19 protein-coding genes are annotated in these 24,630 nt (G+C 70.3%); 1 reads left to right on the forward strand and 18 read right to left on the reverse strand.

Going from position 1 to position 24,630, the window contains the following annotated elements:
* Nucleotides 1-6: 6 nt before the first annotated feature.
* The 6 genes from ACG00Y_RS02150 to ACG00Y_RS02175 form a co-directional block, all read right to left on the reverse strand.
* The gene (locus tag ACG00Y_RS02150) at nt 7-2,154 is read right to left on the reverse strand and encodes a peptidase domain-containing ABC transporter (RefSeq protein ID WP_394475624.1); all 2,148 of its coding nucleotides are present in this window, start codon (nt 2,152-2,154) and stop codon (nt 7-9) included.
* 21 nt (nt 2,155-2,175) lie between these two features.
* Complete coding sequence (locus ACG00Y_RS02155) at nt 2,176-2,634, reverse strand: hypothetical protein (RefSeq protein ID WP_394475625.1); 459 nt, start codon at nt 2,632-2,634, stop codon at nt 2,176-2,178.
* A gap of 53 nt (nt 2,635-2,687) precedes the next feature.
* The gene (locus ACG00Y_RS02160) at nt 2,688-2,909 is read right to left on the reverse strand and encodes a hypothetical protein (protein WP_394475626.1); all 222 of its coding nucleotides are present in this window, start codon (nt 2,907-2,909) and stop codon (nt 2,688-2,690) included.
* A 111-nt stretch (nt 2,910-3,020) separates the two neighbouring features.
* Nucleotides 3,021-4,355, reverse strand: coding sequence for an HlyD family secretion protein (locus tag ACG00Y_RS02165; RefSeq protein ID WP_394475627.1), 1,335 nt, complete (start codon nt 4,353-4,355; stop codon nt 3,021-3,023).
* A gap of 380 nt (nt 4,356-4,735) precedes the next feature.
* Nucleotides 4,736-6,295, reverse strand: a complete 1,560-nt coding sequence (locus ACG00Y_RS02170; protein ID WP_394475628.1) for a hybrid sensor histidine kinase/response regulator — start codon at nt 6,293-6,295, stop codon at nt 4,736-4,738.
* A complete protein-coding gene (locus tag ACG00Y_RS02175; RefSeq protein WP_394475629.1) occupies nt 6,276-7,775 on the reverse strand; it encodes a DUF7125 family protein in 1,500 nt (499 codons plus the stop codon). Before ACG00Y_RS02175 ends, ACG00Y_RS02170 begins: the two co-directional genes overlap by 20 nt.
* Before the next feature lie 360 nt (nt 7,776-8,135).
* Between ACG00Y_RS02175 and ACG00Y_RS02180 the strand changes: the two genes are divergently transcribed.
* On the forward strand, nt 8,136-8,384 hold the full coding sequence (locus tag ACG00Y_RS02180) for a hypothetical protein (protein WP_394475630.1): 249 nt from the start codon (nt 8,136-8,138) through the stop codon (nt 8,382-8,384).
* A 159-nt stretch (nt 8,385-8,543) separates the two neighbouring features.
* Here ACG00Y_RS02180 and ACG00Y_RS02185 read toward each other — a convergent pair whose 3' ends face one another.
* From ACG00Y_RS02185 to ACG00Y_RS02240, 12 genes are all read right to left on the reverse strand, one after another.
* On the reverse strand, nt 8,544-10,529 hold the full coding sequence (locus tag ACG00Y_RS02185) for a hybrid sensor histidine kinase/response regulator (protein WP_394475631.1): 1,986 nt from the start codon (nt 10,527-10,529) through the stop codon (nt 8,544-8,546).
* A complete protein-coding gene (locus tag ACG00Y_RS02190; protein WP_394475632.1) occupies nt 10,526-11,404 on the reverse strand; it encodes a sensor histidine kinase in 879 nt (292 codons plus the stop codon). Before ACG00Y_RS02190 ends, ACG00Y_RS02185 begins: the two co-directional genes overlap by 4 nt.
* A gap of 14 nt (nt 11,405-11,418) precedes the next feature.
* Complete coding sequence (locus tag ACG00Y_RS02195; RefSeq protein ID WP_394475633.1) at nt 11,419-12,396, reverse strand: ATP-binding protein; 978 nt, start codon at nt 12,394-12,396, stop codon at nt 11,419-11,421.
* Nucleotides 12,397-12,403: 7 nt separating this feature from the next.
* Nucleotides 12,404-12,817 (reverse strand): anti-sigma regulatory factor, encoded by a 414-nt coding sequence (locus tag ACG00Y_RS02200; RefSeq protein ID WP_394475634.1) that lies wholly within the window; start codon nt 12,815-12,817, stop codon nt 12,404-12,406.
* Complete coding sequence (locus tag ACG00Y_RS02205) at nt 12,792-13,181, reverse strand: STAS domain-containing protein (RefSeq protein WP_394475635.1); 390 nt, start codon at nt 13,179-13,181, stop codon at nt 12,792-12,794. Before ACG00Y_RS02205 ends, ACG00Y_RS02200 begins: the two co-directional genes overlap by 26 nt.
* Nucleotides 13,182-13,400: 219 nt before the next feature.
* Entirely contained in the window at nt 13,401-14,249 is an 849-nt protein-coding gene (locus ACG00Y_RS02210) for an STAS domain-containing protein (RefSeq protein WP_394475636.1), read from the reverse strand.
* A 189-nt stretch (nt 14,250-14,438) separates the two neighbouring features.
* Nucleotides 14,439-15,233 (reverse strand): metallophosphoesterase family protein, encoded by a 795-nt coding sequence (locus ACG00Y_RS02215; RefSeq protein ID WP_394475637.1) that lies wholly within the window; start codon nt 15,231-15,233, stop codon nt 14,439-14,441.
* Complete coding sequence (locus ACG00Y_RS02220; RefSeq protein WP_394475638.1) at nt 15,230-16,204, reverse strand: diacylglycerol/lipid kinase family protein; 975 nt, start codon at nt 16,202-16,204, stop codon at nt 15,230-15,232. The genes ACG00Y_RS02215 and ACG00Y_RS02220 overlap by 4 nt, the downstream gene beginning before the upstream one ends.
* 113 nt (nt 16,205-16,317) lie before the next feature.
* Nucleotides 16,318-17,859 (reverse strand): methyl-accepting chemotaxis protein, encoded by a 1,542-nt coding sequence (locus ACG00Y_RS02225; protein ID WP_394475639.1) that lies wholly within the window; start codon nt 17,857-17,859, stop codon nt 16,318-16,320.
* Nucleotides 17,860-17,973: 114 nt separating this feature from the next.
* Complete coding sequence (locus ACG00Y_RS02230) at nt 17,974-20,910, reverse strand: EAL domain-containing protein (RefSeq protein WP_394475640.1); 2,937 nt, start codon at nt 20,908-20,910, stop codon at nt 17,974-17,976.
* Nucleotides 20,907-21,518, reverse strand: coding sequence for a FecR family protein (locus ACG00Y_RS02235; RefSeq protein ID WP_394475641.1), 612 nt, complete (start codon nt 21,516-21,518; stop codon nt 20,907-20,909). Before ACG00Y_RS02235 ends, ACG00Y_RS02230 begins: the two co-directional genes overlap by 4 nt.
* Nucleotides 21,519-21,528: 10 nt before the next feature.
* A complete protein-coding gene (locus ACG00Y_RS02240) occupies nt 21,529-24,522 on the reverse strand; it encodes a CHAT domain-containing protein (RefSeq protein ID WP_394475642.1) in 2,994 nt (997 codons plus the stop codon).
* Nucleotides 24,523-24,630: the final 108 nt, after the last annotated feature.

Genomic DNA, 24,630 nt, shown 5'->3' on the forward strand with positions numbered 1-24,630 from the left:
AGCGCGTCAGGTCGGCATGGCGGCCTCGCTCGTTTCGGCCGGCACCACGCGCGCCAGCTCCAGCACCTGTCCGCCCTGCGGCGTCTGCACCAGTTGCACCACGCGTTGCGCGCCGGCAATCGTCTCGGGGCGGTGGGCGATGACGAGCCGCGTGAGCTGCATGTGGGCGATGGCCGCCGTCACCGCTCGCTCGTTGGCGATGTCCAGATGGCTGGTGGCCTCGTCCAGCGCCAGCACCCGGGGCGCCTTGTAGAGCGCGCGGGCCAGCAGCAGGCGCTGCTTCTGCCCGCCAGACAGCCCGGAGCCGAGGTCACCCACCAGCGTCTCGTAGCCCATGGGCATCCGACTGATGTCGTCGTGCAACTGGGCCATCAGCGCGCAGACCTGCACGCGCTCGCGGTCCGGCTGCACGTCGAAGAAGGCGATGTTGTCGGCCAGGCTGCCGGTCAGCAGCACGTCTTCCTGCATCACGGTGCCGATCTGGCGGCGGAAGTTGGCCACGCCCAGATGCCGTACCGGCTGGCCGCCGTACAGCACCTCGCCTTCGGTAGGTTTCAGCAGGCCCAGGGCCACCTTCAGCAGCGTCGTCTTGCCCGCACCCGACGCGCCCACCACCGCCACGCTCTCACCGGCCTCAATGCGGAAGTTGGCGCCCTTCAGTATCCAGGGCTCGCCCTCGCCGTAACGGAAGCTCACGTTGCGCAGCTCGATGCTGGGCGCCAGATGGCCGAGATCGTTGTCGGGCAGTTGGTCTAGCTCGGGCGGCTCCAGGCAGATGTCGGCCAGCCGCTCGGCGTGCAGGCGCAGCATGCGGAGGTCCACCGCATAGTTGATCAGCGCCGACACGCGGGTGGAGAACTGCGTCTTGTAGCTGAGGTAAGCGAACAGCATGCCGATGGACAGGCCCGCGCCCGAGCTGACCCCGCCACCCACCATGCCGCCCATGATGAGCTTGGCCCCGAGCCACAGCACCAGCAGGTTCTCCAGGCCGAAGATGAAGGCATTGGCGGTGCCGAAGGCCATGCTCATGCGGGCCGTGCGCAGGTCGCGGTTCTGCACCTCGACAAGCAGGTTCTGCCAGCGGGCGCGGCGCTCGTCTTCGCGTCCAAAGAGCTTGAGCGGCGTCATCGCCCGCAGCGTCTCCAGGAAGTGCGAATTTTCCTTGGCAGCCACCACCAGGCGCTCGGCTGCGGCGTCACGGAAAGGCCGGTAGGAGGCCCAGCGCAGCACGCCATAGAGCACCACCGCGCCCACGGTCACCGCAGCAAGCGATGGCGCGTAGATCAACATCATCACCAGTGCCGCCATGGCCATCAGGCCGTCAAGCATTGCCTCGATGACTGCCGTGGTGAGCGTGCGCTGGATGTCCTGCACGGCACCGAAGCGGGAGGTGATGTCTCCTAGGTGGCGTCGCTCGAAAAAGGCGACGGGTAGCTTCACCAGGTGCCCGAACACATTGCTGGCCCATTGCAGAGACAGCGTCTGGCCCAACACGATCACCATCCACGAGCGGGCCAGGCCGATCAGGGTCTGCACGATGAGCAGCAGGCCAAAGCCCAGCACCAGCACGGTTAGCAGGTCGCGGTCGCCGGCGGTCAGAACGTCGTCCACCACCAGCTGCTGCATCAGCGGCGCGGTGATGGCGAACAACTCCAGCACCACGGCCACCGCCAGGATTTGCGCAAGTGACTGCCACAGGCCGGTGACCTTGCCGGTCAGCGCGCCAAGGCTCACGCGCGGCGCCGGGGCTTCGGCCTCGAAGTCCGCCGTCGGCGCCAGTTCCAGCGCCACGCCGGTGAAGTGACGCGACACCTCTGCAAGCGACAGCCTGCGTTCGCCGACTGCCGGGTCCAGCACGGTGACCGCACTGCGACCGACCTTGCTCAACACAACGAAATGATTCAGGTCCCAATGCAGCACGCAGGGCAGAGACAACTCACCCAGTTGCGACAGCTCCAACCTCAAGGGCCGGGTGCTGAACCCGGCCGCATTGGCCTGCTGGATCAGGCCCTTGAGGGTCTGGCCCTTGAGGCTGGAGCCGAAACGCCGGCGCAGTTCGAACAAGTCCGCAGGACCGCCATGGTGGCGCAGCACCATGGCCAAGCACGCGATGCCGCATTCGGAAGATTCGGCTTGAAGGATGGGGGATGCCATGCAGTATGGAACTTGGAATATTCAGGACAATTGCCGTCCGATTCTCTTCAGAAGATAGTACGGCCCTTGAATTGAGATGTCGGCACCCGATTTCTTGACAATGACATTCGATTCATCCCAGCGCAACCAAGCAGGCAACTTTTGCCGATAAACCGCAGCGGAGGCATCTTCTTGCCAAAGCACATATCCGCAACCTTCAATACCCATTTGTATTCTAGAGTCGGCAATTGAAGATACTGTCATGGCACCTGGCAACGCAAACACCAAGGATTGCAGTGCGCCGCACGCAATGGCCAGCAACAAAACAAGCGCGGGAACCTCGGGGCCTCCGGCAAACTCAAAAAACATTTGAACAAGCAAAAATGTGGCGACGACAATAAGCGCCCATGAAAGCAATTGATGCAAAGATTGGAAAAGAATTACTCGACGTGAAAGTGGCAGCAGCCATTCTGGCTTCAGCACTGAATTTTCGTCACGCATCGTTTAGCTCCTTAAAAGAGCGGGCGACAGGCTCGCCACCCGCCCATTACTCATCAGGCGTACTGGTAGTAGAAATAGGCAGCGCTGGCGCCAATGACACCGCCCACCACAGCGCCCACCGGACCAGCAGCTGCGCCCAACGTTGCACCAGCGCGGGCGCCAGCGAGGTAAGCGCCAAGCTGTGCGCCACCTAGGATGAGGCCGGCGGTGCCGACCGCCTGCCCATAGTTACCCCCACTGACTTCTTCCGCTTCATTGATGCTAAGGACTTTCATAATATTCTCCAAAGGCCAATATTCAGGCCAAGAACACGGGCCAAATGCGTGGCCCTTTCCGCTTCGTCACGCAGAAACTCCATCCTCCCGGGCTGGACTTTGTCTCATCGATCAGATTCTTTTCGCAGCCGCCAATGCCGGTTCGAGCAGCCACTCCCACACCCTGCGGCTGTCCTGCCGCACATCGGCATCCAGGCTCATGCCTGCTGCAAGGGGCGTGGGGTTTCCATAGGTGTTCACGGTCTGCCGGGGCAGCCGGACGGTGATGCGGTACATCGGCTCATTCGCCTGCGCGGCGGCCACCAAGGCCTGGGCCTGGCCGCTCGGCAAATCCTGCGGTGCGATGGGGCTGCGGCTGACGGCGGTCACCTGCCCTTCGGCCATGCCGAACTTCTGGTACGGGAAGGCCGCGTAGCGCAGCCAAACCACCTGGCCCGGCTGCACAAATCCCGCCGTGCGGCTGGGGGCAAACAGCTGGGCTTGAAGGGCTGACGGATCGACGGCCGCACCCGTGGCGGCCGTGGGAACCAGGCTTACCAACGTCTGCGCCGCCTGCACCGCCTGACCGACGCCCAGCGTCAAGGCGCTGACCCGGGCGGCCCGGGGCGCCGTCAGCGTGAGCCCATTGCGGCCGTCTGCCTCCGTGGCCTCCTGGCCCAGCGCAGCCAGGCTTCGGTCCAGCTGGGCCAACGCGGTGTGCGTCTGCGTTTCCAGCGCCTGTCGATCGGCGCGCGCTGCTTGCAGGTCGCGCTGCAGGGCCTGCAGGTTGCGCTCCGCATTGCGCTCGCGCAGTTGCAGGTCCAGCTGCTCCTCCTGCCTTTGCTGTACCTGCGCGGCGGCCACGAAGCCTTCGCGGGCCAGTTGCTGCTGACGCTCCAGGCTCATCCGGGCCAGTTGCAGCCGCAGACGGTGGGTGTCCAGCTCTGCCAGCGCCTGGCGCTCCTCGGCCTGCAGGCTTTGCTGGCGCAGCTGCAGGCTGTCCAGACGCTGGCGCAGGTTCTGCTCGGTCAGGCGGCGCTCGGTCTCCAGGCTGGCGCGGCGCGCGGCCAGGGCTTGCGCGGTGAGCAGGGCTGCATCGCCGGCAGCCGTGATGCGCTCACTTTTTAGGCGCAGCAGGGGCTGGCCGGCCTGCACCTCATCGCCTTCACGAACCAGCACTTCCGCAATGACGCCCGCCTGCGGCGCGGCCACGTCAATGAGCCCGCCCGCCGGCAGCAGCAAGCCATGCACCGTGACCTTGCGCGTCACCTCGCCCCAACAGGCAAAGGCGATCAGCGCCGCCGCCATGGCCAAAGCCGCACCAGTGACGACGCTGAAGCTCAGTGGCCGACCGATGCGGATGCCGCCCAGCCACTGGGCTTGCCGGGCATGCAGCACCTCGGGGCGGAACAGTGGTGTGGCGCGATTGGCGGCAGCCGGCGCTGGGGCGGCCTGTGCGGCGTCCATGAAAACGGTGTCTCCTCGATGTTGTTGTCATCCGGCCCTCTTGCGCTCTCGGGATGAGCGCAGGCAACCAGTGACGCCATGGTGCAAAGACTGCGGCCCAGCGTCCACCTGACAAAGCTCCCAGGCAAGGAAACCCGATGTGCACTGGGCTCGGCAGCCGGCGGCACCTTGCCCTTTCATCGCCCTTCGGAACGCATACCTGTGGGTGTAACTCAACGAAACCCATGTGCCGATTCACACTCACACGGGGGGAAGCGCGCGGCATCGACGTGCGGATGAGGGCTAGCCAGCAGGCGCCCTCCCCGCTACCCGGTGACGGACTTGTCCCGAGAGCAGCAACGAGCCGCCGCTGTCGGCGCTTCGGGGGGGTTGAGCACCTCCTAGAGCCGCGCCAGCAGCGCCGACACTGCCTCCAAGCTCGCCGGCTTGGTCAGGTGCTCGTCGAAGCCGGCCGCGCGTGAGCGGCGCCGGTCTTCGTCGGAGCCCCAGCCGGTCACCGCCACCAGCAGCGTCGACGCGAAGCGCGCGTCCTGGCGCAGCCGGGTGGCGAACTCGTGGCCGTCCATGCCGGGCATGCCGACGTCGCAGAAGATGGCATGAGGTTGCAGGGCGGCGGCGGCGGCCAGCCCGGCCACGCCGCCGTTTTCCACCTGCACCTCATGGCCGTACAGCGCCAGCAGCAGGGCCAGCGACTCGGCGGCGTCCTCGTTGTCGTCGACGAGCAGGATGCGCAGCCGCCGCACCGGCGCCTCGGCCTTGTCGCCCATCAAGGCCTCGGTTGGGGCTGCCTCTTGCAGCAACGGCAGGCGGATGGTGAAGGTGCTGCCCCGGCCCGGCCCGGGGCTGGCGGCGCTGACCTCGCCGCCGTGCATCGCCACCAGTCTGCGCACTAGCGCCAGGCCGATGCCCAGGCCGCCCTGCGCACGCTCCAGCGAGCGGTTGACCTGGGCGAACATGTCGAACACCCGCGTGATCATGTCCGCCGGCAGACCGACGCCACTGTCCTGCACCGTCAGCACCGCCTCGGCCCCACTGCGCGCCAGCGTGACGACGATGCGCCCGCCGTCCGGCGTGTACTTCGCGGCGTTGTTGACGAGGTTGCTCAGCGACTGCGCCAGCCGCGTCAGGTCGCCATTCACGTGCAAGGCCTCGTCGGGCAGGCTGACCGACAGCCGGTGCCGGCCGCGCGCGATCAGCGGCTCACAGGCTTCCAGCGCCGTCTGCACCACCTGGCGCAGGTCCAGCCGCTCGCTGCGCAGCACCAGCTTGCCGGTGGAGATGCGCGACACCTCCAGCAGGTCGTCGATGAGCCGCAGCAGCTGGCTCATCTGCCGGTCCATCATCTCGGTGACGTGGCGGCGCTGGTCGGCGTCGGCGGCCTCCCCGGTCAGCAACTGCAGCCCGGTGCGGATGGGCGCCAGCGGGTTGCGCAGCTCGTGCGCCAGCGTGGCCAGGAACTCGTCCTTGCGCTGGTCCGCCTGGCGCAGCGAGCGGTCGGCCTGCAGCAGCGAATCGATCTGGTCGCGGATCTGGTACTGCCAGCGCCGCCCACGCAGTGCCGTCATCACGGCGCTGAGCATCGCGCGCATCGACGTCGGCCGGTCCAGCACCGTCAGGTTGCGCAGCCCGGCGTCGCGCAGCGTCGGCGCCAGCACGCCCTGGCGGCACAAGGCCAGCAGCGGCAGGTTGGACCAGGCCGGCTGGCGCTGCAGCGACACGAGCAGGCCCGCGAAGCCCGGTCCGGCCAGCATCACGTCGGTGAACATCAGTGCGCCGGCACCCTCATGGATGAACTCCTGCGCCTGGCGCCAGTCGCGGGCGACGATGCCCTCCAGGCCGGCACCCGCCAGGGCCTGTCGCGTGACATCCGCATCACGCACCGTGGGGGCCAGGATGATGACGCGTTCGCTGTAGCTCGGTTCAGATCCGCCCGCCGCCATCGTCGCCCCCTCCCAACGCCACCTTGGCGCTGCCGATCTCGACCGGCACACCGGAGAGGACCCCGCGCAGGTGGGTCAGCGCCGGGCCGACGTGGACGCCCTGCTCGTCGAACCACAGCTGGCGGATGGTCTCCTCATGCCGGCCGCTGCGCTTCTTGACGACCGAAATGGCCTTGCGCACCGCGCCCGCATGCTCGTACATGCGGAACAGCATGATGGCGTCCGCCAGGTAGCTGGTATCGACGACGTTGCGCATGCTGGTGCCCATCAGGCCCGACTGCGTGGCGACGACGAAGGTCGCGACGCCCTGGTTGTTGAGGTAGCTCAGCAGCTCGTGCAGCTGGACCGTCAGCGCCCGCGCTTCCGGCATCGCATTCAGGTAGCCGTTGAGACTGTCGATGACGACGACCCTGGCGCCGCCTCGCTCCACCGCGTCGCGCACGATGTTGGCGAACTGGCTGGGCAGCACCTCGGCCGGGTCGAGCTGGCGTACGACCAGGTTGCCGCCCAGCAGCTCGATGTCCATGCCCAGGCCCTTGAGGCGATCCAGCAGCAGGGCGCGCGATTCCTCGAAGGTGAAGATGACGGCATGCGTGCCGCGCCGCGCCGCCTGCACCGCGTATTGCGCTGCGATGGTCGACTTGCCCGACCCCGCCGGGCCGATGAGCAAGGTCGACGTACCGCGGTCCACACCGCCGCCGAGCAGCTGATCCAGCGCCGCGATGCCGCTGGGCACCGTGTCGCGCGCATAGGCCGAGCCATGCTCGTTCGGCGTGAGCCGGGGGAACACCTGCAGGCCGCCGCGCCGGATCAGCAAGTCCTGCTGGCCGCTGATGAAGTCGCTGCCGCGCAGCTTGGTGACGTGCAGCTGCCGCTGCGCAGGCCCGTAGGCGGGCACCTTGCGCTCCAGCGCGATGACGCCGTGGGCGATGCTGTGCACCTGCGTGTCGATGACGGCTCCCGAACGGTCGTCCAGGAACAGCGCCGTGCACTGGCGGCCGATGAAGAACTGCTTCAGCGCCAGGACCTGGCGACGGTAGCGCAGCGAGCTCTGGGCCAGCAGGCGCAGCTCGGACAGCGAGTCCAGCACCATGCGCCGGGGCATGCTGCGCTCCACGGCCTCGAGGATGCGCTTGGTCGTCTCGTTCAGCTCGACCTCGGCGGGGTGGTACATCGTCAGCTCGGAGTCGCCCAGCAGTTCGCTTTCATCGGCCACCAGCTCGACGATCTCGATGCCGTCCAGTGACAGGCCATGCGAGGCCGCCCCCGCGCGCAGCTCTGCCGCCGTCTCGCCCAGCGTCACGTACAGGCAGGACTCCCCCTCACGCACGCCCTGGATCAGGTACTGCAGTGCCAGCGTCGTCTTGCCGGCGCCGGGCTCGCCGTCGATCAGATAAAGCCGGCCGGCGATCAGCCCGCCATGCAACACCTCATCCAGCCCTGGTACACCGCTCGCGGAACGGGTTTGGCTCCCTGTCATCGCACTCTCCTTCGCAAAGGCGCCGCGTGCGATAACGCAGCATGCAGCGACGATTTCAGTTTATTTGTGCGGGGCGCTGCGGCCGCGCGCGCGGCGCCGAATCCGGCCTCGTCTGACAAGGGTGCGGCGTACACTTCCTTCGCCTGTCGCGGGTCTGCTCACTGCCGCGACAGCTGGTCAGGCTGGACGCCACGCATCACATCCGCGTTCCCGGTTTGCCGGCCCCGCCGGCGCTCATCGGTCGTCACCTGCCCTCGGCGGCGAGCCCCGCATGCCGCATCGAAGCGACTGACGCCCCGCATGGCAAGGCCAATCTCGTCCGTCGACGACAGCCGCTGCTCATACGCCCTGGAGATCCTGATGAAGCCGGCCCAACCTGCCCCCGAAACCCTGCGACGCGAAGCGCTTCGCGACGGCCTGCTCGCCACGGTCGACCTGCTCAAGCGCCGCCGTGCCGCCGACATCTCCGAGACCGTCATCGAGGAGTACGTCAGCTTGAACTGGCTCGAATGGCATGGCGGCTCGCTGCGCCTGACGACCACCGGCGAAAACATGTGCAAGCACCTGACCGCCGTGCTGGGCCGCAACGCGCCGCGCGCGGCGTACTGAGAGGCACAGCTGGGTCTTCGGGCCGAGCGCCGGGCCGCCCCCAAGCCGGACCGGCGGGCGATGTGCTTGCGGCTCAATGCTGCAAGCATCGCCGTTCCCCCGGGGGACCGACCAGGCACGCCCGCGTTCAGCGGCGCGGGACTGGGCGAGGGGCTCCAACTACCTTTCCGAGCCGAGCAGCCGCAGCATCTGCGTCAGCAACTGCTGCGGCCGCACGGGCTTGCCCAGGTGCACGTCGAAGCCGGCGCGCAAGGCCGTGGCGCGGTCGCTGTCGCGCGAGAACGCGGTCAGCGCGATCGCCGGCAGGCGGCGCTTGCCACCCTCCCGCTGCCGCAGCTCGCGGATCAATTCGTAGCCATCGCGGCCTGGCATGCCGACATCGCTGATCAGCAGGTCGAAGCGCCGCACCGACAGGCATTCCAGCGCCTCGTCCACCGAGGCCGCATGGCGCACCTGCACGCCCTGCTCGCCGAGGATCATGGACAGCATGGCGCCGGCCTCCAGGTCGTCCTCCACCAGCAGCACCTGCAGCCCCAGCAGCCCCGCCGGGGCACCGCCGCCCATTCCGCCGAAGCCGCTTGACGGGCCCGCGTCCTGGCCTGCCGGGGTCGCCTGCTGGCCCGGCAGCCAGACGCTGAACCGCGCGCCCAGCCCCGGCCCGTCGCTGGCCACGCCGACATGGCCGCCATGGGACTCGACCAGGCTCTTGACGATGGCCAGGCCCAGACCCAGGCCGCCATGCTGGCGGTTGCTGGCGGCGTCGCTCTGCGCGAAGCGGTCGAAGACGAAGGGCAGGAAGTCGGCCGCAATGCCCTGGCCCTGGTCGGCCACGGTGATGCTCAAGCCGCCGGCCTCGGCGCGCAGCGTCAGCGTGATCTCGCTGCCACCGGGCGAGAACTTGACCGCATTGCCCAGCAGGTTCCACAGCACTTGCTGGATGCGCGCGTCATCGGCGTAGATGCGGGTGTCCTCCTGTTCCAGGTCCAGCCGCAGGCGGTGGCCGCTGCGCTGCAGCAGCGGCTGCACGGCCGAGGCCGCCGCAGCGATGAGGCTGCCGACGTCCACCCAGTCGCGGTTCAGCGGCAGCTTGCCGAGGTTCAGGCGCGACATGTCCAGGATGTCGGTGATCAGCCGCGCCTGGATCTCGGCATTGCGCTCGATGGCGGCCAGGCCTCGCTCCAGCAGGTCGGGCTGGCTGCGCTTGCGCAGCATGTGGGCCCAGTTCAGGATGACGTTCAGCGGCGTGCGCAATTCGTGCGACAGCACGGCCAGCAGGTCGTCCTTCAACCGGCCATGCCGCTCGGCCGTGCCGCGCGCGCTGCGCTCGCGCTCCAGCAGTTCATGCCGCTGCTGGGCCACCAGCAGGCGCTGCGAGATGTCGGTCGCGACGATCATCGCGATGCCGGGTTCGATGTAGCTGGCGGCGGCACATTCGATGGGCACGAGCCGGCCGTCGGGGTGGACGAACTGGAACTCCGCCTGCGTGCTGTCGGCGGACAGATTGCGCACGAAGGCCTCGACCGCGGCGGCGTCGGCCGGCGCGACGAAGTCGTGCAGCGGCAGGCCGGTCACCTGCGCCTGTGCGCGGCCCAGCAGCGCCAGCAGCGCGGGGTTGACGTCCAGCAGCCGGCCGTCGACACGGTCCACCAGGCCGATGCCGCCCGGCGCGCGCTCGAAGGCGGCGCGGAACTTGGCCTCGCTGTGGCGCATCGCGTCCTCGGCCTCACGCGTGCGCACCAGGGCCTGGATGGTGGAGATGAGCACGGCCGGCTCCACCGGATGGGTCAGGTAGGCGTCGGCGCCAGAGTCCAGGCCGCGCACCTTGTCCTCGTCGGTCAGGTAGGCCGCCGTCAGGTGGATGACCGGCAGCTTGAAGGTGGTGGGCTGGCGGCGCAGCCGGCGGCAGACCTCCAGGCCGTCGATGTCGGGCAGGTGAATGTCCAGCACGACGGCCGAGAGGCTCTCGTCGGCCAGAGCCAGCGCCTCCATGCCGGTGCCGGCCTCGACGACCGGGAAGCCCGCCGATTGCAGCTGGCGCACGGTGGCGTAGCGGCCGACGGGGTCGTCATTGACGACCAGCAGCCGGTGACGCGAGCGGTCCAGCTTGCGCGCGCCCAGCGCCGCAGGAGGCTGCAGTTCGGTCATGGCGCCGTGGCCTCCGGCTGGGCGGCCGCGAGCCGCAGCGGCACGGTGACCGAGAAGGTCGAGCCCACGCCCGCCTCGCTTGTCAGCGCGATGCTACCGCCCAGCAGCTCGGCCAGGCGCTTGCTCAGGGACAGGCCCAGGCCGGTGCCGCGCAGGCGCTTCTGGATGGGCGAGTCGAGCTGCGTGAAGTCATGGAAGATGGCCGCGTGGTACTCCGGCGCGATGCCGATGCCGGTGTCGGCGACCGAGAAGACGATGAACTCGCCCTGCTCCACGGCCGACACGCGCACCTCGCCGCGGGTCGTGAACTTCAATGCATTGGCGATGAAGTTGCGCAGGATCTGCGACAGCTTGGCGTTGTCGGTGAACAGCTGCCGCGTGCCTTGCGGCGCCTCGAAGACCAGCTGCACCTCGTGGTTCACCAGCACCGGCTTGAACATGCCGCGCAGCGCCACGAACAGGTCGACCAGCTCGAACCAGGCCGGCGACACGTCGATGCGCCCGGCCTCTACCTTGGCCAGGTCCAGCAAGTCGTTGACCATCTCGGCGAACTCCTCCGACGTGGTGCGGATGAAGTTGACCTGCTTCTCCTGCTCGGCCGTCAGCGGGCCGTCGATGCGATCCAGCAGCAGGCGCGTCAGGCTGCGGATGGAGGCGATGGGCGTGCGGAACTCATGGCTCATGTAGGCCAGGAAGCGGCTCTTCAGCTCGGTGGCATGGCGCAGCTGCTGGGTGTGGTTGTCGAGCTCGGCGTACAGCGCCAGCACGCCGCTGTTGGTCTCGTCCAGCTCCTGCTGCAGTTGCCGCACCTGCTGGCGCGACTCGTCCAGCGCGGCCTGCAGGGCGGCGACATCGGGGGCGGGCTGTGGCTGCATCGGGGTTCCGCGTTTCAGTGGCGTCGCACGACGACGACGGTCGCGTCATCGCGGCCGCGGCAATGGTCGCGCAATATCCAGCCGGCGATGACGATGGGCTCGCACTGCAGCAGGCCGGCGGCGCCGGCCAGGCTCCAGCGCGAGACGATGCCGTCGGAGTGCAGCACGAGGATGGCGTGCTCGGGCCAGTCGTGCGCACTGTCCTGCAAACGCCGAATTTGCACGCCCAGCGTGCCCGGCTGGGTCAGCAGGCTGCGGTCGCTGATGCCGGAGACCAGCCGGCCGACGATGTTGCCCGCGCCGGCCAGCACCAGCGGGGCGGGCGCAGCAGCCATGGCGGCGACGGCGACGGCGGCGCCGCGCGTGCTGCGCATGGTCGCGTGGGCGTCTTCCAGCAGCGCGGCGGGGCTGGCAGCGGGCGAGCGCTGGAACAGCGCCAGCGCCAGGTCCGAGGCCTCGGCGGCCTGGGGCCCGTGGCCCAGGCCGTCGGCCAGCATGAGCAGCAGCCGGCCGTCCTGCGCGCGCAGGCCCCAGCCATCGCCCGAGACCTGCTCGCCCGGCGCCGGCAGGCAGACGCCGGCCACGCTGAAGCCAGGCGTCGGCACGGGTACGCCGCCAAAGCGCGCGGCGATGACAGCGCCGCACCCTGGCAGCGAGAACGCCGAGAAGCGGTCGGCCAGGCGCTTGACGGCGCCCAGGCCGGTGCCGGCGGTGCCGCCGGTCGAGTAGCCGTCGCCCAGGCAGCGCGCCACGTCCATGCCGGGGCCGCGGTCCAGCGACAGCAGCTGCACCGCCGCGCCATCCACGCCCAGCAGCAGCGCGCCGCCGCAGGCATGGCGGACGAGGTTGGTGCCCAGCTCGGTGATGCCAATGGCCAGGCGCCCGGCGGCGGCCTCGTCGAAGCCCAGCTCCTCGGCCAGCAGTCGCGCCGCGCGGCGGGCCTCGCCGACCTGGCTGGCGTCCTCGACGACGTAGCGCTGGAAGGGACGCATGGGCGGGCTACTTCCAGCGCGTGATCGTCACGCGCGTGCCCTGGCCGACGGTCGACGCCAGCTCGAACTCGTTGACCAGCCGCTTGCTGCCCGACAAGCCCTTGCCCAGGCCACCGCCCGAGGTCCAGCCGTCCTTCATCGCCAGATCCAGGTCGGGGATGCCCGGTCCCTGGTCGACGAAGGCCAGCGTCAGCCCGGCACGGATGCCGTCCAGCCGCAGGCGCCACTGCATGTCGCCGCCGCCGCCATAGATCAGCGTGTTGCGCGACAGCTCGCTGGCTGCCGTGATCATCTTGGTCTGGTCGACCAGCGAGAAGCCGAGCTGCTGCGTCAGCTTGCGCACGAGCTGCCGGCTGGTGACAACATCGTGCTCGTTGCGGATCGCCACGCTGCCTTCATTGCCCGTCTGATTCGTTGTCATCGGACTGCCCCTCGGTTGCTTGGCGGAGCAATGCCATGCCACGGTCGACGTTGAGCGCGGTGCGGACGCCGTCCAGGGACAGCCCCAGCTCGACAAGCGTGATCGCGACAGCGGGCTGCATGCCCACCACCACCGATGACGCGCCCAGCACGCTGGCGATGCCCGAGATGCTGGCCAGCATGCGGCCGATGAACGAGTCGACCATCTCCAGCGCCGAGATGTCGATCAGCACGCCGGTGGCGCCGCTGCGCTGGATCTTGTTGGCGAGGTCGTCCTGCAGCGCCAGCGCGGTCTGGTCCATCAGGTCGACCTGGATCGTGACCAGCAACAGCTTGCCGATCTGCAGGATGGGGATGCGCTGCATGTCAACCTACCTTGGTCTTCGGGACGAGCGCCGGGCCGCTCCCAAGCCGGCCCGTTTGGCGATGTGCGAGCGGCTCAATGCCGCGAGCATCGCCGTCCCCTCGGGGGCTGAGGCCGGACTCAGCGCGCCCAGTGGGCGCGCTGTGCCTGCCGAAGAGCTGCGGCGTGAGCCGCGGCGCGGTCTGCAAGACCGGACAAGGTACGCCTTGGACGAGGGGCCTCATGACGTGCGGCTGACGATGAAGCCGGTGCGCTTCAGGGCCACGGCCAGTGCATCGGCCAGCGTGGCCTTGGTGATGACGCCTTGCAGGTCGATGCCCAGATGCACGATGGTCTGCGCGATCTGCGGGCGGATGCCGCTGATGATGCATTCCGCGCCCATCAGGCGGATGGCCGTGACGGTCTTGAGCAGATGCTGGGCCACCAGCGTGTCGACGGTGGGCACGCCGGTGATGTCGATGATGGCGATGCTGGAGCCGGTGTCGACGATGCGCTGCAGCAGCTCCTCCATGACGATCTGCGTGCGGCCGCTGTCCAGTGTGCCGATCATGGGCGCGGCCAGCACGCCGTCCCACAGCTTGATGACCGGCGTCGACAGCTCCAGCAGCTCCTGCTGCTGGCGGGCAATGATGTCCTCGCGGGTGCGCTGGTAGGCCGACACGGTGAACTGGGCCATGTTGTCGATCAACGTGGACGCCTCCCACACGGCGTTCACCAGCGCCGTTGCATCGCTGCCGAGCAGACGCTGCAGGCCGGTGAACAGCGGCTTCTTCAGGGCCAGCACGAAGCGGCTGGTGTCGGCCGCCGTCGACCCCTGCGCCGCACGCGAGCGCGACAGGCCGGCAAGGAACTCGCGGCTGGGCTCCCAGGCCTTGGCGTCGAAGTCGTCGAGGCCGCCGCCGGCGCGCAGGCCGGTGGCCATCGCGTCCAGCAGCGTCGCTGTGCCCTCCAGATCGGTGCTCAGCCCGCGACCGGCGCCGCCGGCAGTGAGTTCCGACCGCCATTCGGCCAGCACCTGATCGCGGTGTTGGGACAGCAGCGCTTCAACGGCCGCACTGTTTTTCTGCATGGAGTCCCTCGCATGACATGTCGAGGCCACGAAAGGCTCGTGCTTATTGGCGACAGTTGCGAGCGATGGTAGGCCGCCAGACCGCAGCGCTCTGTCGGACAAGGCGCCGTACTGACACGCTATCTGCGCAGCAGCGTCAGCCCGATCAGCCAATGACGGCCGCCGCAAGTGCGGATTCCGTGAGCAGGTTCAACCGCCGATGTGCGAGGAGCGCACAGGCCGGAAGACGCCCGCCGGATCGTCCAGGTCCCAGCGCTCCACCACGGCGCTGCGGCCCGGGCCGGTGCGGATGACGTTGACCGAGTTGGAGATGCCGCCGCGCAGCCGGTCGCTGAGCGACGTGCCCGCCTGCACCGCCCACATCGGCCGCGGCAGGTCGGGCCAAACGTCCTGCAGCGGCAACACATAGGGCAGATGGATGTGGCCGCCCAGCACCGCGTCGGCGCCCGCCTCGGCCCAGCGCCGCACGGCCGGTCCGTGGCCGCGCAGCAGGTTGTCGATGTCCACCGCCTGCAGCGCCGCCACTGGCTGATGCACGGCCACGAGGCGCACCTGCCGCTCGGTGGCCCGCGCCAGCCGCGCCGCCACCCGGTCCACCTGCGCCGGCGACACCTCGCCATGCTTGTGCCGATAGCGCCGCGTCGTGTTGAGCGTGAGGACGAGCAGGTCGTCGCTCTCGAACTCGCCCTCCAGCACCGGGCCGAACGCGCGGGCGTAGCGGCGGTAGGGATGGAAGCAGCGGCTGAAGAGGTCGAACAAAGGGATGTCGTGATTGCCCGGGATGACCAGCCGCGCCGGCACGGCCAGCTTGTCGAAGAAGGCCCGTGCCGCGTCGAACTCGACCCGGCGGGCACGCTGCGTGATGTCGCCGGTGACCAGCAGCAGGTCGGGGCGCAGCTCGGCCGCCAGACGCTCCAGGGCCGCCATCGCGATCGTCCGTTCGGTACCGAAGTGCGGGTCGGAGACCTGCAGCACCACCGTCACGCGCCCGCCTCCGTGCCGTGCTGCGCCTGCGCTTCACGCCGCTCGGGCGCCAGCCCCGGCGGACGGATCAGCAGCAGCGGCTGCGGCGCCACCTGGAAGCGCAGCGGCAGCCGCATCTTCAGCACCTCGCCGTCGGTGGCCACCTTCAGCTGCCGGGAGCCGAAGCGGCGCGCCTTCACGGTCAGGCAGCGGAACGAGAGCTTCAGCAGCTGGTCCGCCTCGCCCAGCCGGCCGAAGGCGCCGCGCGCCAGCAGCGCCAGCATCGCCCAGCGGCCCACCGGCTTGAGCATGACGCCCGCCAGGCAGCCATGGTCGATGGCGTCGGCCACCGGCAAACCCACCTGCTCCATCTGCAGCGCGTTGTTGCCGACGAACAGCGTCGGCGTGCGCACCTGCCGCGTGCGGCCCGGCAGCTCCACGCTCAGGCGCAGGCTGCGGTGGCCGCTGAGCAGCGTCTTGATGCCGGCGCCCAGCGCCACCAGCCGGCTGCGACCGAACTGCCGCTTCCAGGCCTCGCGGTCCTGCAGCAGCTGCGAGTACAGGCCGAGGCTGGCGTTGACGAGGAAGACACGGTCGTTGACCTGCCCGACCTGCACGGCCACGGCGTCCTCGGTCAGCAGCACGCGCAGGGCGCCGTCCAGGTCGGTGGGGATGCCATGCGTGCGCGCGAAGTAGTTGAAGGTGCCGCGCGGCAGCACGCCGAAGCGGCAGCCACTGCCCAGCACCGCCTGCGCGACGCCGTTGATCGTGCCGTCGCCACCGGCCGCGACGACGATGCCGCCCACGGCGCGGGCGCGGCGCACAGCCTCCTGCGCCTTCTCGGCCAGCTGGCCGGGCTGCTCCACCGGCAGCAGCTCACAGCGCCTGCCGGCGGCGGCGCAGGCGGCCTCCACGGCCGGGCCGACCTCGTCACGGTCGCCCCGGCCCGAGGCGCGGTTGAAGATGACGAAGAGCGGGGAGGGTTCTGTCATGGCTGGGGCGTTGGCAACCGGCGTGCCCGGCTTGCCCGCAGTCTGCCCGAAGGCGCCGGAGCCGCCGGCCTACATGCCCTTGCCGGCTGGATCGCCCAAGCGTTGATCGTGCCTCAACGGAACACACCGACTGCGTCGACAAGGCTCGCCACCTGCTGCTTCAGGCTCATCGACGCCGCCGTGCTCTGCTCCACCAGCGCCGCGTTCTGCTGCGTGACCTGGTCCAGCTGGCCGACGGTCTGCCCCACCTGGGCGATGCCGCTGCTCTGCTCGCGCACCGAGCCGCTGATCTCGCCGATCAGGTCGGACACGCGCTGCACCTTGCTCATGATCTCGCCCATCGCCTGCCCGGCATCGTCGACAAGCTTGGAGCCCGCCTCGACCTGCTCGACGCTGGCACCGATCAGCGACTTGATCTCCTTGGCCGCCTCGGCGCTGCGCTGGGCCAGGCTGCGCACCTCGGCCGCCACCACCGCGAAACCGCGCCCCTGCTCGCCCGCGCGCGCGGCCTCCACGGCGGCGTTCAGCGCCAGGATGTTGGTCTGGAAGGCAATGCCGTCGATGGTGCCGATGATGTCGGCAATCTTGCGCGAGCTGGCGCTGATGTCGCCCATGCGGGAGATGACCTGGGACACCGCCTGCCCGCCCTGCGTGGCGGCCGTTCTGGCCTGGCCCGACAGATCATTGGCCTGCTGCGCCGTCTCGGCGTTGTTCTGCACGGTGGCCGTCATCTGGTCCATGGACGAGGCCGTCTGCTGCAGGCTGGACGCGGCCTGCTCGGTGCGCGAGCTGAGGTCCTCGTTGCCCTTGGCGATCTCGTCGACCGCCGTCTGCAGGTTCATCACCTGCTGGCTGACGTCGCTCACCAGCCAGCGGAACATCAGGCCTAACTGGCTGATGCAGCGCATGCTCATGCCGATCTCGTCGGCGCGGTCCATGCTGGTCACCTCCTGCTGGGCACCGGTGGCCACGCCCAGGGCCTGCTTGCGCAGCTCTTCCAGCGGACGGGCAAACATCTGCTCGAAGGTGATGCCGATGATGACCATGCCCACGCCCACCACGGCCGCGAGGCGCGCCAGCGCCATCCAGTCCGACGTCAACGGAATGCCCGCGATCAGCATGGCCAGCCACACCAGACCCAGCGTCAGGCGGATGCGGCTGCGCGCGCCCAGCGTCTTGCGCCAGTTGAGCAGGCCCGCCAGGCCCGAGCCCAGCAGCAGGCCCTTGTGCAGGCGCACGCCGGCACGACCCTCGCGCATCTGCGCATACAGGCGCTCGGCAGCAGCCGACTCCTCGCGCGTGGCGCTGGTGCGCACGGACATATAGCCCTGCGGGCGGCCGTTGCGCACGATGGGCACGGCGTTGGCGCGCACCCAGTAGTGGTCGCCGTCCTTGCGGCGGTTCTTGACCAGGCCGGTCCAGGGTTCGCCGCCCTTGAGCGTGGCCCACATGTCGGCGAAAGCCTCCGCCGGCATGTCGGGGTGGCGCACGAAGTTGTGCGGCTGGCCGATGATCTCGTCGCGCGTAAAACCGCTGACGGCGATGAAGGCGTCGTTGGCGTACTTGACGTAGCTCTGCGTATCCGTGGTCGACATCAACGTGGCATCTGCCGCGAAGTCGAATTCCCGCTGTGTCACCGGCTGGTTGACGCGCATATCACCTCCACTGTGGTTTGGGATCATGCAGACAGCTTGCAGGATGCCTGCAGCTGCATGATCGCGCGGCCGGTCAGGAAAGGCGAGACGTTAGAACACCACGAAAGCTGACCGTCAGCGCCGCCAGGGCAGGCTCGTGATGGCCTCGGTCGCCTGCGCCTCCGGCATCGCCTTGGCGAACAGCCAGCCCTGGCCGACCTGCACGCCCAGCTTCTCCAGCAGCGCGGCCTGGTGCTCGTCCTCGACGCCTTCGGCCAGCGTCTGCTTGCCCAGGGCCGCGCCCAAGCCGACGATGGTGCGCACGATCTCCTGCGCCTCGCGGCCGGCGGCCAGCCGGATGACGAAGCTGCGGTCCACCTTCAGCGTGTCGAACGGGAAGCGGTGCAGATAGGCCAGCGACGAATAGCCGGTGCCGAAGTCGTCGATGCTGAGCTTGAAGCCCATGCGCGCCAGCTCCTGCAGCACCTCGGCGCTGCGCTGCGGGTTGGCCATGGCCATGCTCTCGGTGACTTCGAGCTTGAGCCGGTGCGTGGGCACGTTACCCAGGGCGGCCAGCGTGGCGCGGGCGTCGGCCAGCAGCTCGATGTCGCGCTCCAGTTGCACGCCGGACAGGTTGACGGCCACCTCGCCGGTGAAGCCCAGCGCCTGCCAGCGGCGCAGCTGGGCGGCGGCCTCCAGCAGGCCCCAGCGACCGATGGCGCAGATCTGCCCGCTGGCCTCGGCGACCGGGATGAAGTCACCCGGCATGATGAGCCCCTTGGTCGGGTGGCGCCAGCGGATCAGCGCCTCGAAGCCCAGCAGCGCACGGTCGCTCAGGCGCACGAAGGGCTGGTAGTGCAGCTCGAACTGGTCGCCTGCAGCGAGCGCCGCATCGATGGCGTCGCGCAGCCAGCGGCGCGACTGCTCGACGAGCTGCTCGGCGGGGTCGAACTCATGTGTGTGCCCGGGGCCCATCGACTTGGCGCGGGCCAGCGCGCCCTCAGCGGCGGCCAGCAACTCGTCGGCGCTGGCGGGGCCGTGGCGGCGCTGCGCCCAGGCCATGCTGGCCGTGACGCTCAGGCGGTGCTCGCCAAACGGCGCCTCCAACTGCGCCTGCACTTGCTTGGCGAGGTCTGCCGCCACGTCGCCGCCGGCCAGCAGCAGCGCGAACTGGTCCGGCCCCAGGCGGGCGACGAGGTGGCGCGAACCGAAGGCCGCTTTCAGGCGCGAGGCCAGCTCGGTCAGCACCGAGTCCCCAGCGACCGGGCCGTGGGCCTCGTTCAGCGCGCGGAAGCCGTCCAGCCCCAGCAGCAGCAGGCCGGTGCCCGGTGCGGGCACGCCGGTCAACAGCTGGGTTAGCTGTTCGCGAAACAGCACGCGGTTGGCCAGGCCGGTGAGGCGGTCGTGCAGCGCGTCGAAGCTGATCTGCCGCTGCAGGCGCTGGCTCTCGGAAATGTCGGTCAGCGAGCCGGCCATGCGCACGGGCTTGCCGGCCTCGCGGGTGGCCAGGCCGCGCGCCAGCAGCCAGCGCTCCTGGCCGCCCTGGGTGAAGTGCAGCACATGGTGGAACTGCAGGCTGCGACCGTCCAGGTGGGCCTGCACCTCGGCATTGAAGGCCTGGGCGGCGGCCGGGTCCAGCGGCAGCGTCCAGGCCGCGATGCCCTGGCCGGCCTCGGCGCCAGACAAGCCCATCAGCGCCAGCCAGCGCGGCGAGTAGTAGACCTGGCCGGTGCCGATGTCCCAGTCCCACAGGCCGTCGTTGGCGCCCTGGGCCGCGAGCGCATAACGCTGCTCACTGGCGGCCAGCTGGCGGGCGGCCTCGCGGCGCTGCGCCTGCTCGACATTGGCGCGCCAGGCGCTGGCAGCCAGCGTCGCCAGGGCCAGCGTGAGCAGCGGCGGCGCGATGGACAGCACGAGGTGGTGGGCCTCGAACGCCCATTGCGCAAGCCCCAGCAGCAGCAGCGCGGCCAACGCCAGGCCGCCCAATGCGCGGCCGAGCGACACCCGCGCCAGCAGCAGCACGGCCGCCAGCGGCAGCAGCACCATGGCCGCGAGCTCGGCCGCGCCGCCCCAGTCCGGGCGCACCAGGCTGCGGCCGGTCAGCAGGTTGTCGGTGACCGTCGCCACACGCTCCATGCCCGGCAGGCCGCCGTCGAACGGCGACGGGAAATGGTCGCCTGCCGCCAACGCAGACACGCCGACCACGGCCACACGACCGCGCAGCCGCGACGTGTCGACCTTGCCCGCCAGCAGCTCGGCAAAGCCGATGGACTCGAAGTGCCCGCTTTCGCCGTAGTAGTTGACGTTCAGCCGGGAGAGCGCATCCAGCGGCGCGCGCAGCGTGGGGCCGACGCTCAGCTCGCGGCCGAAGCTGGCGCGGGCCTCGCGCCAGTCCGCGCCACGCGCGAACGCGGCCAGCCGCAGCGCCAACGACGGGTAGACCTCGCCGTTCAAGCGCAGCAGCGGCAGGTCATGGCGCAGGCTGCCATCGGTCTCGCGATTCACGCTGACATGACCCAGGCCCGCAGCGGCGGCCGCCAGCACGGGCGCGGGCGCGAGCAGGCGGCGCGGCTGGTAGAAGCCGGTCTCGCTTTGCGCCAGCACGTCCTCGCCGTCGTAGCGCAGCAGCGCCTGGGCCAGCACGGGCTCGGGCGCCGCCTCCGTGCTCACCGCGCCGTCGTCGGGCAGCGCGAACGGGATCAGCGTGCGGCCACCGGCCTTCATCGCGGCGGCCAGCGCGGCGTCGCCATCGGCCGAGTCACCGCCGGGCAGCAGCAGGATGTCCAGCCCGACGGCGCGGGCGCCGCCGTCCTGCAAGGCCTGCACGGCGCGCGCCAGCTCGGCGCGGTCGGGCACGCGGCCGCCCAGCGACTCCAGCGCCGCGTCGTCCACGCGCACCAGCAGCAGCGGCAGCTCGGTGCCCGGCGCCAGCGGGCCGCGCCATAGCGTCTGCGCGTCCAGGGCCCAGTGGTCCAGTTGCTGAAAGGCGGACACGTCGGCGCGCAAGGCCCAGACGGCCGCGCCCAGCAGCGCGGCGGCAAGCGCGATCAGCGCAAAACCGGCGCGCCTCAATCCAGCGACCCCAGTCGCTGCTCCACGCGCTGCACCCGCTCGGCCGACCAGGTCGAGCCGGTGCTGCAGTCGCTGGCGTCGCAGCGGGTGCCGCTGAGCTTGCCGGCCAGCTTGACCGGGTAGCGCGGCTTGATGCCGCGGGTCTGCGAGCCGGTGGGTTCGACGTCGACCTCGCCGGTCTTCACGAGCACGGCGGTGGCGCGGTCGTCGCCCACCTCGACAGTGAACTCGGTGCCGCGCACGGCGGTCACGGCGCTGGGCGTGCGCACGCGCCATGAGCCGCCGGCCGAGGGGCTCACGCGCTGGCCGATCAGCCCCAGCTCCAGCATGAACGAGGCCTCGCGCGGCTTGCCGGCACCGGCGCTGAAGGCCTCGATGCGCAGCTGGCTCTTGTCGGCCAGCACCAGCACCGAACCGTCGATGAACTTCAGCCGCACGCGGCCGGCCGTGCCGGTGCGCAGCGCGGTGCCGACCTCCAGCTTGTCGCCCACGGCGAGCGCCTTGCCGTCGACCCGCTGCGCCTCGCCGCTGACGGCCATGACCTCGCAGGCCTGCTGGGCCAAGGCGGCTGAACTGAGCAGGGACAGGCACAACAACAGTGCGCGCATTTCAAGACTCCTATCGAGACGGGTCGCCGAACAAGGCGTATCCCGCCCAGTAGAACGGATGCGCCCAGCGGCCGCTACCGAGAGTTCCCTCAATCATGCTGACCTGGGCCAGCCGCAGGCCCTCAGCACGCGGGGCCTTGGTGGCAAAGGCGGCCGAGGTCAGCGCGGCGGCCGAGGTGGTCTCGACCGCCCAGTGCGTGGCCAGCACCGAGCGGCTGCCGGCGAAGAAGAAGCCGCGCACCAGGCCCGACATGGCCGCCCCGCCCTGCTCGCCCGCCGCCGTGTTGCAGGCCGACAGCAGCACCGCCTGTGCGTTCAGGCGCAGCGTCAGCACGTCGTCCAGCTCCAGCAGCGGCGAGGCGGTCGCGTCCGCCGTGGGCGCCAGCGCCAATGCGGGCTTGGACACACCCGGCAGCTCGCCCGGCATCAACCCGTGCGTGGCGAAGGCGACGAGGCGGCGGTCGGCCAGCGGCGCGGCCAGCACGGCCTCGCGCGTGGCGGCGGCGCCCAGCAGCAGGTCGGTCTGCGCATTGGCGCCCAGGGCCTTGGTCAGCGCCAGCAGCTCGGCGCGGGTCTCGGGCAGCGGCGGGATCTCGCCATAACTGAAGCCCCAGGCGGCGTCGTACTTCGTCGCACCCTGCCCGAGCGCCCCGCGGCCCGCCTTGGCCGTGGACTTGAATTGCGGGTCACCCACGCCGAACAGCGCCTTGGCCGCCGGCGCGGGTGCGGGCGCACGCCGCAAAGCGTAGAGCGCGCCGGCCGAGGGCAGCTGTGTGACGGCCATGCGGCGGGCGACAAAGGCGCCGGGCTCGGCGGAAGTCAGCGCGGCGGCAAGCGGCAGCGCGGCGAGCGCGCCGTCCGCTGCGACCAGCAGGCTCTTCACGTCGGTGCCGGCCAGCAAGGGCGCCATCAGCTCGCGCCAGACCTCGTGCAATGCGGGCACCGGCAGCGTCGGCGGGCGGCCGGTGCTGAGGTCCAGTGCGGTGCGGATCTGCGCCACACGCTCCGCCCAGCCCGCCGCGCCGATGGCCGAGGCGGCGAAGCGCGTCGGCTCGCCCGGAAGCACCAGCCAGGCCAGCGTGGCGCCCTCCAGCGGCTGCAGCACCAGCAGCGCCTCACCGGGGGACAGCAATTTCTGCAGCAGCGCGGGCGCGGGCAGCGTCGGCGTGACGAGGTCGGCATAGGCCGGGTAGGCCTTGGCGACGCGGTCGCGCTGCTGGTTGAGCGCCTCGCGCGCGGCCTGCGCCTGTTCGCGCTGCTGGCGCACCTGCTCGCGCACGGCGGCCAGCTCGTCGGTCTGGGCCTTCTGCTGCTTCTTGCGTTCGGCATCGGGCAGGGCCTTGAGCTGGGCCTTGTGGTCGTCGTTGCTGTTGCGACGGCGCAGGCGGTCCTCCTCGCCCAGCGTCGCGTTCAGCGTGCCGGTGCGCGCGGCCGCTGCGGCGCGCAGCGTCTGCTCCTCCTCGATCAGGCCGCGCAAGGCCGGCGTGGCGGCCAGCACGCGGGCGCTGGCGTCCACCAGCGCGCGGTGGGCACTGCCGGTCTGCAGGCGGTCGGCCACCTGCAGCGCGCGATCGGTCCAGGCGGGCTCCAGCTTGTCACCCCGCTGCGCGCGGGCGGCGATCTCGCGGAGGAACTCGTCAAAAGCCAGGCCCAGCACGAAGCCGCGCGCGCCGGACAGGTCCAGGTCTTGCCAGCCGCCGGGCGTGTCCAGCAGCGCGGCGAACAGCGGCTGGTAGTCGACCCAGGCGCCGGCCATGTCACCCTTCAAAAGCTTCACCAGCGCCCGCACGCCGGCCGCCTCCTGCGTCTGCGGATGGGCGTCGCCGTACAGCCGCAGCCGGAAGCGATGGATGCGCTCCACCGTCTCCAGCGCCTCGTCGAAGCGGCCGTTCTTGGCGGCCAGCAGCGCGCGCAGCCGCCAGTCGTTGGCGCGGTCGCGGGCCAGGCTGTCGGCGGGCAGGTTGGCCAGGAAGTCGCGGTAGAAGGCATCGGCCTCGGTCCAGCGGCGCAGGCCGATCAGCGAGCGCACCTGCTCCTGCCGCGCCAGCCAGCGCGCATGGCTGGCGGGCCCGGCGCCGGCGCGCTGCAGCATGTCGTCGGAGCGCTGCGCGTTCTCCAGCGCGGCGGCGTACTGGCGTGACGCCACCTGGGCTTGCGCCAGCCGGTAGCTCCAGCGGGCGCCCATCGCGTCGGTCAGCTGGCCGGCCCGCCACAGCGCCAGGTTGCTCTGGCCGACCTGCACCGCCTCGGGCGCGCGGCCCTGGCGCACCAGGGCATAGGTCAGCATGCCCTGCGAGCCGTCGTACCAGCCGTAGGCGTCCTGCACGGCAGGGTCGCGCAGCGGCTTGCCGCCACGGCGGGCTTCCTCAACGCCCTTGTGGGCCAGGCGCACGGCCTCGCGCAGCGTCGCCACGGCCTCGACCAGGCGGCCGTCGCGGCGTTCGATCTCGGAGCGAATCTGCAGCCGGTCCACCTGCAGGCGCAGCGTGCCGGCGGGGTCGTTGGCCATGCCCTCCAGCGCCTGCTTCGCGAGGCCTTGCGCACGCGCCCACATGCGGTCCAGCTGCGCGCGGTCCCGGGCCTGGCTCAGCGCATAGACCTGGCGCAACGCGGCGCTGGCGCGCACGGGCAGGCTCAGCGTTGCATCGCTGGCGATGGCATCGGCAGCCGCCAGCCCCTTGCCGGAGCTGCCCCAGACGAACTCGGCGCTGAGGTACTGCCGCACCCGCACGTCATGCCCGGGCTGGCCGCGGCCGAGCTGGGCCAGCTCGGCCAGCAGCTCCACCCAGCGCCCGCGCTGCTCCAGCGACTGAGCCGCCCTGACCTGCTGCTGCAACAGCGCCAACCGCGCCGGGGCTTCGGCGGGCAGCGGCTGCGCCAGCAAGGCCTGCGCTTCGGCATCGGCCATGACGACGGGTGCCTCGCTGTCGTCCTCCTCCACCTGAGCGCCGGCCGTTCCCATGGCGAACGCCAACAACCAGGCCCAGCCTGCGTGGCGCCTCATCGCTGCCTCGCTGGCATCGTCCACGGCGCCGGCCGCGCGGCGATGCGGCGCACAACGCGCACAGGCCAATGTGTGTGCATGGTCTTGCTCCCCTCGCCGACGCCGGCC

Source organism: Pelomonas parva (assembly GCF_043555835.1).
GTDB lineage: Bacteria > Pseudomonadota > Gammaproteobacteria > Burkholderiales > Burkholderiaceae_C > Pelomonas > Pelomonas parva.